We start from the raw sequence: 16461 nt of genomic DNA, 5'->3' as shown, positions 1-16461 counted from the left end.
TGAAGCGCTGACTATAGCTCTCTTTTCTATCATCTATCTTTCATTAATCTATTATCCTTCTATCATCTAACAATAATCTTTTTATATTTATCTAATTCAGTACTACATACCCTTATATCCTTTAATCGTGTGCTTGTACATCCTTATCATGAAAACCTCTTGCAATGTACAAGAAGGGTGTACCTACTGCGGTTAGCACAAATTTAATGATATAGGTTGTAAACAAAATTTCTAACCAAACCGAAAAGCTATACTCTCCAATAAATGCAATTGAACAAAATATTAATGTATCTACAAAAGCACTTAGCATCGAGCTACCATTATTTCTAATCCAGAGCTGGTGTGGCTTAGGATAAAATTTTCTGATCCACGAATACAATCTTACGTCTAAAAATTGACTAACAAAATACGCTGTTAAGCTACCTAATGCAAGCCTTGGCATTAATCCAAAAATCGAATTTAAAGAGGTTTGTGCTAAATCACCAGGCTGAGGCTGAAATACTAATACCATTTGCATTAACACTGTAGTCATAATTAACGTAAAAAAGCCAAACCATATTGCTTTCTTCGCTTCTTTCCGACCATACTTTTCATTAAGTAAATCACTAGTTAAATATAAGCTAACATAAAGCGTATTTCCTAGTGTCATAACTATGCCAAACATATCTATAGTTTTCACGACTTGTATGTTCGCAATGACTGTAGCTATACCAATCCAGGCATATAATCCTTTTTTCCCAAACCACCAATAGCATGCTAGAAAAAAGCAAAAATTTACTAATACAAATAAAATTCCCCAACCAAAATTAAACACTCTTATGTCCTCCTAGTTTTGATTACGCGGGATGGTTACGAACCGCGGCTATTCATAGCAAATCCTAGAATATCACACCATACGTCAGGAATCTACAGTTTATTTCATAAATCCTCACAAAAGTAATAGGCAAGATTGGTTTTTTCTTGTAAACTAGTGCTTATAAACCATTGGTAAAATAGAACAAGAGAGAAAAGAGAGAAATTTTTAGGGAGATTGGAGTGGATTCCATGTTCAAAATTAAGCCGTTTAAATTTTTAAAACTGAAAAGGCCTAAAATCAAACAGTCCATTAGTCACAAATTCATGACTACCTTCACCGTTGTTCTTGTATTATCTTCACTTTTATTTAGTATTAGCTTTTATTATGTTGCAATGGGGATTATTTCCGAAAATGTTTTACCACAGTTTGATAATGTTCTGGCTACTAGCTCCAAAGACATTTACAAAAATTTAGACACAACAGCGGCACAGCAGCTTTCCAGTGGCAGTGAAAACTCTCGATTTAAAGTGGAATCCTATTTAACTAAAAGTGTTGAAAGCTTTGGACTTGATACCGCTTATATAATTCAATATCAAGATGATGTCGCTACTGTAATTGCAAAGGATGAAAAGTCTGTCATGAAGCCTGGGGACAAGCTTGAGATTCAAAATGCATTAAAAAGCTCACTCAAAGGCAAATTGCAAATCAGTCCGTTATACAGGGATGATTTTGGCTCTCATAAAACATCTTATACTGCAATTCCTGGCAGTTCTCTTATTTTAGCTGTAGGAATGGACGGTACCTTTATTGAAAAGAAACAGGATTTAATTTTTTCAATCTGCTTATGGATTACAATTTTAATTGTTGTCATTGGGATGGTTATTGCATATTTCAGCAGTAATCGAATTACAAAATCAATTAAAAAGCTAGTTACTGTAACGGAGCAAATGGCTACGGGGGATTTCAGCAATACAATAGAAGTAAAAGGAAAAGATGAAATCGCTCAGCTAGGACAAAGCTTTATTGTCATGACAGAACAGCTTAAAAATATGATCGCACAGGTTCGTAATACCTCTCACGCTGTAGCAGAGGGAGCTCATGAATTATCTCAATCCACCAATACATTTACAGCGGCCTTAGCACACTCTAATGAATTAGCACAACGTGTAGAGCAAGGAAGCACTACAATTGCATCAGCTTCTGTAGACAACGCTAGGGCGATGGAAGAGATCTCTCAAGGGATTCAAAGCATTGCAGTGGCATGTACCGATGTTACTGAGCAAATCGCAACCGCTTCAAGCGAAGCCATAACAGGCAATGAATTATCTGCAACAGCCATTACACAAATGCAACATGTCAAACAATCTGCGGATATCTCCCTAAACTTCATCTCTGTTTTAGGTGAGCGGGCGAATTCTATTGCTCAGGTTGTGTATAAGATTAGTGAAATTACGAAACAAATTAACATTTTAGCACTTAATGCGGCGATCGAAGCAGTTCGTGCGGGTGAGCATGGCAAAGGTTTTTCTGTTGTTGCAGAGGAAGTTCGAGTACTTGCAGCACAATCTCGTCAAGCGACCAATGAAATTGGAGAATACCTTGCTAGCATTCAAGAGGAATCATTGCAAAGCGTTTCAGCGATGAAAAATGTAACCGAAGAGGTTGATGAAGGTGCTCAGTTAGTAGAACAAGCAGGACATGCATTTGAGAAATTAGCCGGTCTGATTGAAAGCATAAATTCGGCTATACATGCTGTCTCCGCTTCCACGCAGCAGGTGTCCGCAGGAAGTCAGGAGGTTACTGCTTCTGTAGAAGAATCTGCAACGATTACCTCGCAATCCTTGGATGGAATGCAGGAAATTACTGAAAACTCTAATCGCCAATTGGCTGAAATGGAGCTGCACGCACAAACTGTAGCTATGCTACAAAAACAAGCTGCTTCGTTAAATGAAGCAATTCTTAAATTTAAAGTTTAGTTTGTTAGTTATAAAAAAGAAAACTTAGAATCACCAAGCATTGATTTATGTTTGTTGAATAGATCAAAAGAGGAGCCCTTCAAGGCTCCTCTTACTTTAATTTTCATGTGGCACTAAATCCTGAGTAGTAATCGTTAAACATAAATTTAGTCCTTACCCTGTTTCCTATTTAACATAATCTGAGGTAATTGATATTTAGGATGTATAGCAACAAGTGATGAGACATCAAAAATAGATTGAACAACTTCCGGCGAAAGGACTTCAGCAGGTGTGCCTTGCGCATAGATTTCACCTTGAGACAACAAAAGTAATTGATTGCAAAATAGGGAAGCCAAATTTAAATCATGCATGACCGCAATTACAGTCAATCCTTGCTCCTGTTGCCACTTAGCAACTAATTCCATAAACTGCATCTGGTAACGAAGATCTAAAAATGTAGTGGGTTCATCTAACAGTACTAACTTCGGCTCTTGTGCCATAACCTTGCCAAGTGCAACCCGTTGTCGTTGTCCCCCACTTAACAGGTGTAAAGGGACTGAAGCAAGCTCTTTCAAATCAAGCAAATGCAAAATTTCCTCAACGACGTCATTTTTTTGCTGTTGTTTCTCTTTTCCAAGCCAGCTTTGGAATGGAAACCTTCCCATTTCTATTACTTCTCTAACTGTATAGGACATGGGAGGAATCCCATCCTGCTTCAACACTGCCAGTTTTTGCGCTAAGCTTTTCCTGCTATATTTATGAACCGATTGTCCTTCAAGCAAAATTTGACCCTCATCCAACTTTTCCACACCTGAAATTAGATGTAGTAATGTAGTTTTACCGCAGCCATTTGGCCCAATAATACCCCAAAACTGTCCACGCTCAACAGTCCAATTCAAATTACGAAATATTTTGTTTTGCGCATATGATTTACTTATGTGCTGAACATCAAGGATAAGCTTATCTTTATATTTAACTGTAGCTTTAGCTTTGTTACCTTTATGAGTCATGGCTGAGTCAACCTTTGTTGTTTTTTATTACTGTATAATAAATAAGCGAAAAATGGCGCACCAAAAAAGGCAGTAACTACCCCTAAAGGAATTTCAGTTGGGGCCAGTAATGCGCGAGCAGCAAGGTCACTCCACATCATAAAGACTCCACCTCCTATTGCAGATAGCGGAATAATGAGCCTATAGTCCGGTCCAATCAGCAATCTTAGCATATGTGGCACAACAAGACCAACAAAGCCGATAATACCAGATACAGAAACAGCCGCCGCTGTTAACAGTGTAGCCGCAAATAGAATTTGCCATTTGGTACGCTCTACGTCAAGACCTGTGAATGCAGCTTGCTGTTCTCCGAGCGACATTAAATTCATCATACGTGCCTTACTCCACAAAAACAATCCACATACAATCAGATAGGGTAGCAAAATATAGACGTAAGACCAACCCCGCAAGCTCAAGCTGCCCATGGTCCAATATAATATTTCATTTACTGTTTTTTTGGACATGACCGTAAGGAAGGAGACGATGGCTCCTAAAAAAGCCTGCATAACTACCCCTGCTAAAATTAAACTATGAATCGGTATTTTTCCGTTGTCTTTCGCTAACCACATAACGACCCACAAGGTGCCTGCCCCCATAACAAAAGCGACGAGTGGCAATGTAAATATACCTGCAACCGAAAATTGCCAACCAAAAAATATTAAGATAGCAGCACCAGCAGCAGAACCTGAGGACACCCCGAGTGTAAATGGATCAGCTAACGGATTTTGTAACACACCTTGAAAAGAGGCTCCTGCGATAGCAAGTGAAGCCCCTACAATTAATCCCAATATTACGCGAGGCAATCGTACCTGAAGTACAATTTGTTCTGATGCAATGTCCCAGTTAGGAGTTATATAAGATCCTAACCAAGCAATGCGATGCAGTAGGATAGAAATAATTTCACTTGCGGGCACATGTATTGTACCAAAAGCAACACAAAGGGTAAAAGAAAAAAGGAGTATAACTACTCCAATTATTCCGTAAGCCGCAAATTTGTTTCTCATGTTCCTCATTGGTTTGTGACTCATGTTCCCCATTAGCTTATCACTCATGGCTGTAACAGTTGTGGATAAATAGCTTTTGTCATCTCAATTAAGCCTTGCGTAACACGTGGGCCTGGGCGACTAAGTAAATTATCATCTAAACCAACAATGCGATTTTCCTTGATCGCAGTAATTGCCTTCCAGCCGCTACGGGCTTTTATAATATCAGCTAATGATTTGTTATTTTCATCCACTGAATTTTTAGCATATAAAATGACATCAGGATTGGCCTTAATAATACTTTCCTCATTAATCTCAGCCCAACCTTCAATATCCGACGCCACATTTTCACCGCCAGCTAGTGATAAAATTTCACTCATAAAGACACCTTTACCAACGGTCCAGCCTTTTGAAAATTCAATATATACCTTTTTAACTTCCTCTGGCTTAAGACTTTTTACCGCAGCAGCAACCTCATCACGTTCTTTTTCCATTTGCTTCACCACTTCATTTGCCTGCTGCTGACGATCTGTAATTTCACCAACCGTCTTAATATTAGCTAACACCTCTGCCAATGAATTTGTACTGGATTGATATACTTTAATATTTAAATCAGTTAAGCTTTTTACCGTTGCTGGGTCAACCAAATCTCCTGCTAATACCAGGTCGGGTTGTGCAGCAACTACAGCTTCAACATTGACTGGCCAGCCTCCCATTTTAGGCTTGCTTTTTGCAGCCTCTGGGTAGTCATCGTTATCCGATACGCCCACAATTTGCTCATCTAATCCTATAGCAAACAAGCCTTCAGTTTCCGAAGGAGCTAAAGAAACAATTTTTTGTGGTGCAGCATCAAATGTTAAACTTGTGCCTTTTGCATCCTTGACGGTGATTGGATACGTCGTTTTTATTTGATCGCTTTGATTTGCTTCTTTATTTTGAGTAGCTTTATTTAAATTTTGTTGTTGCTCCTGAGCAGTTTTATTTTGGTTGTCTGGTTTTGCCCCAGGCTTACTTGTCCCACAGCCTGCTGTCACTGTAAGCACCAAGATTACGAGCCAAATTCCCCATTTTTGTTTAAAACCTTTCATTATTCCTCTCCCTTTCAACTTTCGTTCTCTTTGTATTCCTCACTTATTTTACCGAAATTGTAGGTCAAAAGCGACTGATATACAACCTAGTCAAAGACTACATCCTAGCCATGGGGTCACAACACAACCATACCGATCGAACAAACGACCCTTTCCTCACTGTACATTTCTTCTGAATATGTCCTCCTGCCTGAACAATATCTAACTCTAACTGCTCAGAAGACACAATCACTGTACGATCACTGAAGCGAAACACCGCCTTTAGCATTTGCTGACGCGTTTCTATGGACATGACAGAACACAGATTATAAGGCATATCTACAATTGCCGCATCATATTTTGCAGTAATATCACGTAAATCTCCAAGCTCTACTATTAATGAATCTCCATAACCAAAATGGTACAAATTTGTCCTTGCCCCACGAATCGCTAATGGATTAATGTCTCTACCTACAATATTCATTCCCATGGATAAGCCTTCAATCACAACATTGCCCATACCACAACATGGATCAATCACTCTAACCCCCTCAATCCGAGGTGCAGCGATATTCACTAACGCTCTAGCCACTACTGTACTTAATCCTGTAGAATAATTTTGGGGCTTGTGCTTATGAGTAAGCCAAGGTGAGGTTGCTTCCACACACTTTCCAAAATACCAGCGTTCAGGCTCTGACGCAGAGAGCACTCCAAACAGGATGTCTGGGGACTTCATGCTTGCTTTACCTTGAATAACGGCTCCAAGTCTGCGCTCTATATTACGCCGTTGATCATACTCCTTGACTTCACCTTGCTTCAAATAATGCACCTTAAAGGTCTGATGCTCCGCAAGCTCCAATGTCTGGATCACATTCAACAGTTCCTCTAGTGAAGAGGTTTCATACAAAATTTCCATTTTTGCCGAAATAAAAGGACTACGGTTATCCTCAAGGTTGATGTCAGAAAAAATATAGGAACGACTATTCTCTTTACTGGAATCCTTACTAATGCCTATCCCAACTCCTAGCAAGCTTTCTAATTCCATGTTGCATAATTCCTGCTCAGTTTCATGACAGGCATACATATAAATAAATTTAGGCACTGTATTCCTTGACTTGATTGTTTTCATTGCTATGCTCCCTTTGTAAATGGTGAGGCCAAATAATTGTATTGAATACGACACCTAGCAGTCCAATACATAAAACAAGTAATCCTAACGCAACAAATATGTTTTGTGCACCGTTAAGCTGAACTAACCCCCCACCTAATAAAGGTGCTAATAACATAACCATACTTAGTAAAGTACTTTGTATCCCAAATACACGACCAATCATACTAGAGTGGGTTTCCTTCTGTAGACAATAACTAAATGTAATAAAAAATATCCCATTTCCTATTCCTAGCACTAGACCTAATAGCAGAATCAATAATAAAGATTGTCCTACACTCAGCATACCTAAACCTACTATTGAAATGCCAATTAAAATATACCCAGTTCCTAATCGCCAGCCATAATTTAACGTCGTATTCATCTTATTCATTTTATTCATCATCAAAATACTGCCTACAGCACCAAGTCCTGAGGCCGCTACCATCCAGCCTAAAAATGACTCTTGTGTTGGTGCAATAGTTCGAAATAAACTTGTAAATTGGTAATCAATCATTTGGATCGTAATTGTGCCTATGAACCCAAATAAAAGTGTATTTCTTAATAATTTATTACCAAATATGAATGTCCAGCCTTCACGCCACATTACCCGAAAAGAGTTTTTTTGTTCAACCAAGGCATCACTATGATCATTTATTTGTACTTGTGGCTCTACTTCTGGCCCTACTACTAGATATGCTGGTGGTTTTACTAAAAATAACATTAAAAAGCAAACAAACCTTACACAGGCATTAAACAAAATACACCATTCTGGACTAAGTAAAAGTAGGGCAAATCCACCTAGCAAAGGTCCTGCTATCTTTGAACCCTGATTGACTAGACCATTAAAGGAGGTAGCCTGTAAAATTTGATCCTCCCTTACAATTACTCTCGTAAGTGCTTGTTGTGCAGGAACGTAAATTGTTGAGATCGCTGCACGCACAGCTAACAAACCAAGTAACCAGATCATATTAGGCGCAACAAATATGGTTAACGACAATACCGCAGTTAGCAGATTACAAACCCGCATTATTTTCACTTGAGAAATTCGATCTGCAACAACTCCAGCTACTGAACTAAGTAATACTCCTGGCAATGCTATTGCAATTGGAATCAACGCTAACATTAAGGGACTAACCCCCCAGCGATAACCTACAATAACCTGAATCGCTAACGCATCAAACCAATCCCCAAAGGTAGTAAGCATGTACACAATAAAAACTTTTCTAAAGGTCTGATTTTTTAATAAACCTCTATTTTTCGGTTTACCCTTCTTACCCTCTTCAGACTTTTCATAATCTTTGTACTTTTTGGGCTCTTCATAATTTTCATGCTCTTCATTCTGCTTTTCATTGTTTCCACTCTTTTCATCCATATCTTCTCCTCCATCACGACACTAAAATTACTATCGTATGAAGTGTACTTATGGATTGTCAGAGTAATATCAGAGGGTAACCAACATCCTGTGTATTTTTTCTTCAAGTTGGAGGAATAGCGCAGTGTAATCCCTTTTAACCTTCGCAGCTTCATATAGTCCAATATACTTCTTTTGTAGACTACCCTTCACTGAAAATCTCATTGTGTAGTGATATACACGATATAATGCAAAATAATATAAAGGTACAAAACCTGAAAGCTCCATAATCTGTAACCCTTTATCAACCAATAACTGTCCTGTTTCCCATTGCTTTTGCTTGAATAAGCTCAATCCTTTAATCACCTGAAAACTGCCAGTTTCTCGTAAGTATGGTTTTTCTAATAAAAGGTGCTCGATCTCTTCTGCTAGTTGGCTCAATCTTAGTTCATTTGGGTGTTCATATAATAAATGTACATACATTTCAGTGATTGCAGTCGATAAATAAAAGTTGCTCATCTCAGGTTGCTCACAATAGCTGTATGTAAGTTCAAGTCGTTTTAACGCTTCATCTTTTTTCCCACTTAAGGCATACAGATCAATAATATTTAAGATTTCCAGCTCTAAATGTTGGGAAGGCACTAATACATTCTTTTTCAAGGCAAGCTCACAATAATAAAGTGCTTTTTTAGGCTCACTTAGATACATATAATTTAACAATAGCCAATACAACCGCTCTTCAATTGCGACATCCTTAGTATACAATAACCACTGCAAATCACCTTGTACAAAGTGAATATATACAGCATAAAATTTATCAACCTCATACCCTAATAAGTCCTGTTGATCCGCGAGCACTAACATTGATTTTCCTTGACCATACTGATGATATTTCACAAAAACATCCCGCATGGCTGCATTTAACTCAGAATCTTGCAAAGTAGGCTTTAAATTTTGTGCTTTATGTAATGTATGAACTCTTAGGGAATATCCAAAGCCTCGAATCGTTACAATTTCTATTCCAGACAAAAGGCTCAATTTTTTCCGCAATCGATAAATATGATCGTCCACTGTTCGATCTGTTGGATGTTCGCCTTGCCATACTTTATCTAACAATTGCTCCCGGCTAAATGCATGTCCTTGGTTAAGATACAGAAATTGTAACAGTGCAAACTCTTTAGCAAACAACTGAATCGTCGTTCCCTCAGCAGTCAATGAAAATTCACTTTCGTTAAGCTTTAGATACATTGGGGTAATTCCTTTCCTTAAATGAATCCTGAACAAACATATGTTATTTTTATATTATCACAAATTTGGACGAGTTTATTTTAGAGAATTAATTAAAAAGTAACCCTTAACGATCAACTAATCTATTGAAATAGATGGTTTGAGTCGTTAAGGGTTATATGCGTCTTTTATAAACAATCTATGATTTATATATATGCATTTTATAAGTAATTCATGGTGTACATTACACTTTCTTCATAAAATATTAGTTTAATCAAATCAGTGAGTAATATACGAACCAAAATCATCCCGGCTTGATTTGTTTCCATGATAGAAAACAGTATCGCCCTCAATTAAGTTGAAATGGTTTCCATATGCATCTACAATTTTATTTTGGAAGCCCTCCATTAACCATTGATTTAGATATTTCTCTTTGTTTGCACCTTCTCCCACTGTCTGATTCATCATCGGTGCATGAATATATTGCAAATGAGGTTCCTTTAGATTGCCATCTCGAATCGATTCAATATTAAAGTTAACGATAATAAAACCATCTGGATCACTGTTTTGCAAAAATACCGTTGACTTATCATCTAAAGTCCCATATCGTCCAAGGTTTGTCCCCTTTTTTACGATATACGGAGCAGCAGGCAAGCTATATTCCCCATACCAACGCTGTACAGCGACATTGGCTCTCATTTGATTGACAGAGGCAGGCATTGCACCATTTAAATACCAATCTTTTGGACCAATCATTGTTCCAAGCTGTCTTGGCAATAACAACAAGCTATAGCTTCCAATTGGTGTTTTTTGTTTGCTTTGTTTATTAATAAAACGATCGATATAGGCCTCTTTCGTTAACCCTGCTGCTTTACCTCCCTGCTTAATTTCAGTTTCGTATTGATATTCATATTTAGCACTATCTATCAATTCTTGTACTGGAACATTTCTTAATCGCTCATTTAAAATGGTATATCTTTGTACAACATCTTGCTTGGAACCTATTTTCACAAAAGGCTTCTGATCAGTGCTATAATATAAATCTACGTCACCATAGTCCTTCCCTGTTTTGCTGACATAACGAAATTGCGGCGTGATCCGTATTCCATCCTGTTGTCCATACATATTTCCTTTTGTTTTTAGATCAAATTTAAAGTGATACCCTGTTTTAATGACTGCATTTTTATAACCTTGTAATGGATGACTACCAGGATAAATGGACAACATGTAAGGACTACTATTCCCTCTACGATCTCCATCAATATTTTTATCACCAATCCAATACGATACCCCGGTTGGTTGACTACTTCCCTCCGCTACTCTGAATACACGCTCCCAATTATAATCAGCAACATCTGTAATGTGAAAATCATATAGTCGCCCGATGACCTCAACGGCCACCTCATCTGCCGCAACATGATTGACTAAATCTAGGTTGGCATCATATTGATAAGGTAAATCATCCGGTGCATTTTCTGCAATATTGCGGAAGTAAACCTGATAATCTCCTTCATCTACCCATACAGGTAAGAAAAAGGTAGTTTCTAGTTGCTCGACTGGAATATCAATCCATGTATCTTTAGGATGAAAGATAGTTTGGGTTGCATCATACACATCAAATGGGAATTTAACCTGCTTCGTTCTGAAATATTTTTCATAATCACGATTCCCATAACCAGGATAACTACTTTCAGGTAGATGTTGCCCTGAGGTTGGGATTCTTACCACAAACGGTCGTTCTAAAATTAATGCTGAGCGCTTTAAATTTGGATTACTTTTCTGGTTATGTCGTTGATCATCAGAAACGGCCGAATAATTAACAACTGGCGTATGCACTGTCACTGGATTTACATTTGGAATCGGAAAAGTTGTATCTTCCCCTCCCCCTACATTATCTGGTAACAACTCGTAATTAATTTCGCCTGTTGTGGGTTGATTTGCTTCATTAGTAAGTGATCTACTAATTGTAAGTTGATTCTCATAGAGTACATCTTGATCTATGATAGACGGTCTTGGGATGGAAGTTGGTGTAGGACCTGTAGTCTCCATTTCCTCATCGTCCATAATTGTATCTCCATTAAAATTGACATAATCATTTTTGACTATATTTTCTTTAATCGACGCTTCGGCTTCTGCTTTAAATTCTGACATGTAGTCGGGTAAGGAAGGTTCTGAAGTTTCTCCTTCTCCGCCTATGTCCTCTTCTCCTAGGTCGATTTCATCACAGGGTGACGGGATGACATGGTCTTCTACATCGTCACTATGCATTGAAGCTACTCTTGGTGGGTAATACCCATAGGGATTTAATGTTACACTTCCACCCATCCCACCTAAAGCGTAATTTGATAGAATCGCATTATTTATCCCGTATACTTCTAAATTGTCAATTTGCCAATAAGCATAATCCCTTGTTACTGTAATCGTTTCTTTTACAGGTTCAGGAACTCTCATAGGTATATCTGGAGTTCCAGGGTCTGTGTCAGTAGCTTCTTCTCCTTCTATCGTCCACACTTTATTAAAAGTTTTTATTACATCAACATCATACGTGACATTCCCTCTCATGTTTGCCCACTGTTGTTTAAACAAATATTCATTAGCAAGCACATTTGCGTATAAATCCTCAGACGTGGGAATTCCCATAAGAACATTAAACTGTTCATTCCCTCGCATATCCGCTCTGAGTTTCCCACTCACAGAAGGGTCCATGACCTGGTCTGTCATGGTTTGTCCTTTAGTTGGGGAATTGATTTTAATTACACACTTGCCTGGTGGTGGAGGAGGATTATCTTCCAGTAAATACGTGATAACTAAATCGGACCCACCGGGAGGAAGAGCAAAATTCCAATTTCTGTCGTCGGCCTTTTTGACTTTTGTGTTGTCCTTTGTAGGATTCTTCTTAGGACTTAAAGAGGATTCAACCAACTGTAATTGTTTACCGTTATATTCCATAGTTTGCTCAACGACATAATTGATTTTTATAAACAATTTCTCGCTCATTTGTCCATTAACTCTTTTTAATTTCTTTGGTACTATTATTTTTCCGTTTTTATCAATAATCTGATTGTAAATGGTAAGTGGGTGTTTTCCATCTGGAACTTTTCTATCAAAATAGTTTTTAAAATCCCCTTTATGTCTCCATCCTTCTGCACCTTTAATCCCATTTAACGTATCAAATGGTCCTTTTCTTTTTTTTCCTGTTTGAGCATCATAGGATTCAAGATAGCCATGAAAATAAAAATAGTCCGTTCGATTTTTGAAGCCTTCAAACATGTTAATAACATCTTCGTACTTAAGTCTAAATACAGTGGTAAACTCTTGTCCAGGTTTGGGATTAGTAGGTATTGTTGTCGTTTTCCCCTTAGATTGATAACCAACCATTTTATAGTTCAAAGGCTTACAATCGCCTCCTTTACAAGATGGATTGGTTGTGACCATCCAATCTACAGTTCTAAATCTAATCCCAGCTTGCGCTTTATGGGAGTCAACGTAAATAAGTAAATCCCCTGTCCCTTGTTCAAATTCAATTATTGTCCCTTTTGCTGCCTTAACATCTAAACTGAAATTTTGACTACCTAACTGAAATACAATAAAAACTAATAATATATAAAATGATTGCCTTAATATCTTCATGAAGCTCTCCTTAAAATAAGTAAGCCTTTAGTACTTTATTTTATTTAGGTCGATATGTTGCTTCTTTGAACAAAGATGCTAAATTCGAAACACTAGTATAAGAATAATCATCTGCAGCAACACCAAAAGCAATTGTAGAAAGTGGTATATTAGAGTATCCGATATACTCTATATTTTTTTTGATATTAATTTTACTTTTCCAAAAATCATAAAATATAGGTTTCTTTTGATCTTTAAAACTGGTTACCTTAAAAGAAAAATATATACGCATATAAGTAGAGCCATCTATAAAAATAATTGAAGGCTCTGCTTTTACAGTTCCCTGTATTTTCACCTTGTTCGCTTTTACATCCTTAATATATTCAGCAACATCTTCTTTAAGATCATCTGTAGGATTCATAACAGCTATTAACTTATCAGCCCAATTCTGATTTAATGTTGTATAGTCTACATTTACAATTTGATTTACAAATTGCTCTACATACTCTGCCAATTTATCGATGCCATCTTTATTATAACTATCCGATTGAAAAAATTGATTTGGAGTTCTTAAATTCTCTGGAAAGGGAGACTCATGGTTCAAATCATACAATTCATTCGGCGCATCGGCTAATATATACGGGAAATCCTTATAATTTTTAGGTAAATTAGTTGTTCTAATCGCTCTCCCCCATGGGTCTTTGGGTGCGTTTTTTACTTGCTCTGCTGTTGATAATGCCTTATCATCAACAGGGAGTTTTTCACCTTCGCTTATTTTCAAAACACGCTCTATAATCGTAATCGCTTGTGCACGAGTTGTTTTTCCCTCTGGACTTAACTTCCCATTTCCAGTTCCACTTATCAGCCCTTTTTGCACTGCAACATACATCTCATCGTTATCTTTGTCCTCAGACCCAATGGCTCTAACTGCCATTCTAGCCATTTCTTGACGTGTAATTGAACTTGTCCATTGCATAGCTTTAAATTCTCCTGATTTATAAATCCCTTTATTTTCGCCTGCTGTAACATAAGGAATATACCAAGCTTCACCTTGATTAGTGGACTCCACCGTTATGTTCTGTGCTACAATCAACATTTTCAAAAATTCAGCGCGTGTCACAAACTGATTGGGATTGAATTTCCCATTTGCTGAAGCACTTATGTATCCTTGTGTAAAAGCCTGCTTAATATTTGCTTCTGCCCAGTGACCTTGAATATCTGTAAAGGGAGATTCTTGCATTTTAGGTTCTTGTTTAACACTCTCACTTGCTTCTGTGGCCACTTGTTGATCTGTACCTGATTCAGCCAATGCCATAGGTATACCTGTACTACTTAAGAGTAAAGAAGCCACCATAATAGCTGGCAAACTGCGTTTTTTCATTTTATTCTCTCCTATTCTCTGTATCATACTGTTGAACCATATCTAGGAAAATATTATCATATTTAAACTGCTTATTTTGTCGAAATTTGTAAGTATTCATATTTTTAGCAGATGCAAATAAATTTCTGTTCCTTTGGCTGTCTTCACATTTGAAATAAAAAATTGACTAGTTAGCTGTAGTATGATGAATCCTAATACTATATAAAATAAATATCTTATTATCTTCATGAAACCTCTCCTTAAGGAAGGTATAGCTTAAGCTTCTATTTTATCTAGGTCGATATGTTGCTTCTTCGAACAAAGATGCAAAAAGCGATACAACAGTATAAGAATAATCGCCTTCGGCAACACCAAAAGCAGGTGTGGAAAGTGCAATGTTAGAGTATCCAACATACTCTATATTTTTTTTGATATTAATCTTGGTTGAATCATAAAAAATTGGTTTGTTTTTATTCTTGAAATCAGTAACTTTAAAAGTAAAATATATCCGCATATAAGTAGATCCATCTATAAAAACAATCGAAGGCTCAGCTTTTACAGTTCCCTGTATTTTCACCTTATTCGCTTTGGCGTCCTTAATATATTTGGCAACCTCTTCTTTTACAGCTCTTGCATTATTTGTGGTATTCATGACAGCAATTAACTTATCAGCCCAAGCCTGATTCAATGTTGTATAGTCTACATTAACAATTTGATTTACATATTGTTCTACATGCTCTACAAGACCATCAATACCAGCTTTATTGAAGCCATCGGATTCAAAAAATTGAACTGGAGTCTTTAATTTCTCAGGAAAGGCAGACTCATGATTCAAATCATACATCTCATTCGGCGCATCGGCTAATATATACGGGAAATCCTTATAGTTTTTAGGTAAATTAGTTGTTCTGATCGCTCTACCCCATGGGTCTTTGGGTGCGTTTTTTACTTGCTCTGCTGTTGATAATGCTTTATCATCAACGGGGAGTTTTTCGCCTTCGCTTATTTTCAAAACACGCTCAATAATCGTAATCGCTTGTGCACGAGTGGTTTTTCCCTCTGGACTTAACTTTCCATTTCCAGTTCCACTAATCAGCCCTTTTTGCACTGCAACATACATCTCATCGTTATCTTTGTCCTCAGACCCAATGGCTCTAACTGCCATTCTAGCCATTTCTTGACGAGTAATTGAACTTGTCCATTGCCCAGCTTTAAATTCTCCTGATTTATAAATCCCTTTATTTTCGCCTGCTGTAACATAAGGGCTATACCAAGCTTCACCTTGATTAGCGGACTCCACCGTTATGTTCTGTGCTACAATCAACATTTTCAAAAATTCAGCACGTGTCACAAACTGATTGGGATTGAATTTCCCATTTGCTGAAGCACTTATGTATCCTTGTGTAAAAGCCTGCTTAATATTTGCTTCTGCCCAGTGACCTTGAATATCTGTAAAGGGAGATTCTTGCATTTTAGGTTCTTGTTTAACACTCTCACTTGCTTCAGTAGCCACTTGTTGATCTGTACCTGATTCAGCCAATGCCATAGGTATACCTGGATTACTTAAGAGCAAAGAAACTACGATAATAGCAGACATACTACGTTTTTTCATTTTATTCTCTCCTATTCTCTGTATCATACTGTTGAACCATATATAGGAAAATACTATCATATTTGAAGTGATTATTTTGTCGGAATTTGTAAGCATTCATGAATTTCATTAAACTTTTCTATATTTGAACAAAAAAAAAGATCGAATGCTAGTACTTTGTACTCTGCGTTCGACCTTTTAAATCTAAACGATTAGCTTCCAATTTAGTTGGTCATTCTTCCTTAACAATCAACTAATCCTAATTAGAAACAGTTCTAATCGTTAAGGGAAAATTAGGAGTGATGACGATTTAAAATTAACTT

The 16461-nt window shown here is 37.2% G+C and carries 12 protein-coding genes; 1 reads left to right on the top strand and 11 read right to left on the bottom strand.

Annotation, left to right across the window (positions count from 1 at the left end; translation table 11 throughout):
- Positions 1–121 precede the first annotated feature (121 nt).
- Positions 122–814: a queuosine precursor transporter gene (locus ABE099_RS02480; RefSeq protein WP_430027041.1), complete on the bottom strand. Its 693-nt coding sequence runs from the start codon at positions 812–814 to the stop codon at positions 122–124.
- Positions 815–1044: 230 nt separating this feature from the next.
- Between ABE099_RS02480 and ABE099_RS02475 the strand changes: the two genes are divergently transcribed.
- Positions 1045–2772: a methyl-accepting chemotaxis protein gene (locus ABE099_RS02475; protein ID WP_430027040.1), complete on the top strand. Its 1728-nt coding sequence runs from the start codon at positions 1045–1047 to the stop codon at positions 2770–2772.
- Between the two features lie 146 nt (positions 2773–2918).
- On the opposite strand, the gene ABE099_RS02470 is transcribed toward ABE099_RS02475, so the two are convergent.
- The 10 genes from ABE099_RS02470 to ABE099_RS02425 form a co-directional block, all read right to left on the bottom strand.
- The gene (locus ABE099_RS02470) at positions 2919–3761 is read right to left on the bottom strand and encodes an ABC transporter ATP-binding protein (RefSeq protein ID WP_430027039.1); all 843 of its coding nucleotides are present in this window, start codon (positions 3759–3761) and stop codon (positions 2919–2921) included.
- The gene (locus ABE099_RS02465; RefSeq protein WP_430027038.1) at positions 3758–4804 is read right to left on the bottom strand and encodes a FecCD family ABC transporter permease; all 1047 of its coding nucleotides are present in this window, start codon (positions 4802–4804) and stop codon (positions 3758–3760) included. The genes ABE099_RS02470 and ABE099_RS02465 overlap by 4 nt, the downstream gene beginning before the upstream one ends.
- A gap of 44 nt (positions 4805–4848) precedes the next feature.
- Positions 4849–5871, bottom strand: coding sequence for an ABC transporter substrate-binding protein (locus tag ABE099_RS02460; protein WP_430027036.1), 1023 nt, complete (start codon positions 5869–5871; stop codon positions 4849–4851).
- Between the two features lie 97 nt (positions 5872–5968).
- Positions 5969–6979: a TRM11 family SAM-dependent methyltransferase gene (locus tag ABE099_RS02455; protein WP_430027034.1), complete on the bottom strand. Its 1011-nt coding sequence runs from the start codon at positions 6977–6979 to the stop codon at positions 5969–5971.
- Positions 6945–8372, bottom strand: coding sequence for an MFS transporter (locus ABE099_RS02450; protein ID WP_430027032.1), 1428 nt, complete (start codon positions 8370–8372; stop codon positions 6945–6947). The genes ABE099_RS02455 and ABE099_RS02450 overlap by 35 nt, the downstream gene beginning before the upstream one ends.
- Before the next feature lie 69 nt (positions 8373–8441).
- Positions 8442–9599: a winged helix-turn-helix domain-containing protein gene (locus ABE099_RS02445; RefSeq protein ID WP_430027030.1), complete on the bottom strand. Its 1158-nt coding sequence runs from the start codon at positions 9597–9599 to the stop codon at positions 8442–8444.
- 258 nt (positions 9600–9857) lie between these two features.
- Positions 9858–13208: a DUF5704 domain-containing protein gene (locus tag ABE099_RS02440; RefSeq protein ID WP_430027028.1), complete on the bottom strand. Its 3351-nt coding sequence runs from the start codon at positions 13206–13208 to the stop codon at positions 9858–9860.
- A gap of 40 nt (positions 13209–13248) precedes the next feature.
- Positions 13249–14568 (bottom strand): S-layer homology domain-containing protein, encoded by a 1320-nt coding sequence (locus ABE099_RS02435; RefSeq protein WP_430027026.1) that lies wholly within the window; start codon positions 14566–14568, stop codon positions 13249–13251.
- A gap of 96 nt (positions 14569–14664) precedes the next feature.
- A complete protein-coding gene (locus ABE099_RS02430) occupies positions 14665–14796 on the bottom strand; it encodes a hypothetical protein (RefSeq protein ID WP_430027024.1) in 132 nt (43 codons plus the stop codon).
- A 40-nt stretch (positions 14797–14836) separates the two neighbouring features.
- Positions 14837–16159, bottom strand: a complete 1323-nt coding sequence (locus ABE099_RS02425; RefSeq protein ID WP_430027022.1) for an S-layer homology domain-containing protein — start codon at positions 16157–16159, stop codon at positions 14837–14839.
- Positions 16160–16461: the final 302 nt, after the last annotated feature.

The organism is Paenibacillus turicensis (genome assembly GCF_050461185.1).
Taxonomy (GTDB): Bacteria; Bacillota; Bacilli; order Paenibacillales; family Paenibacillaceae; genus Fontibacillus; species Fontibacillus turicensis_A.
The sequence above is the reverse complement of the archived record's forward strand: the minus strand, read 5'-3'. Positions and strand labels throughout refer to the sequence as shown.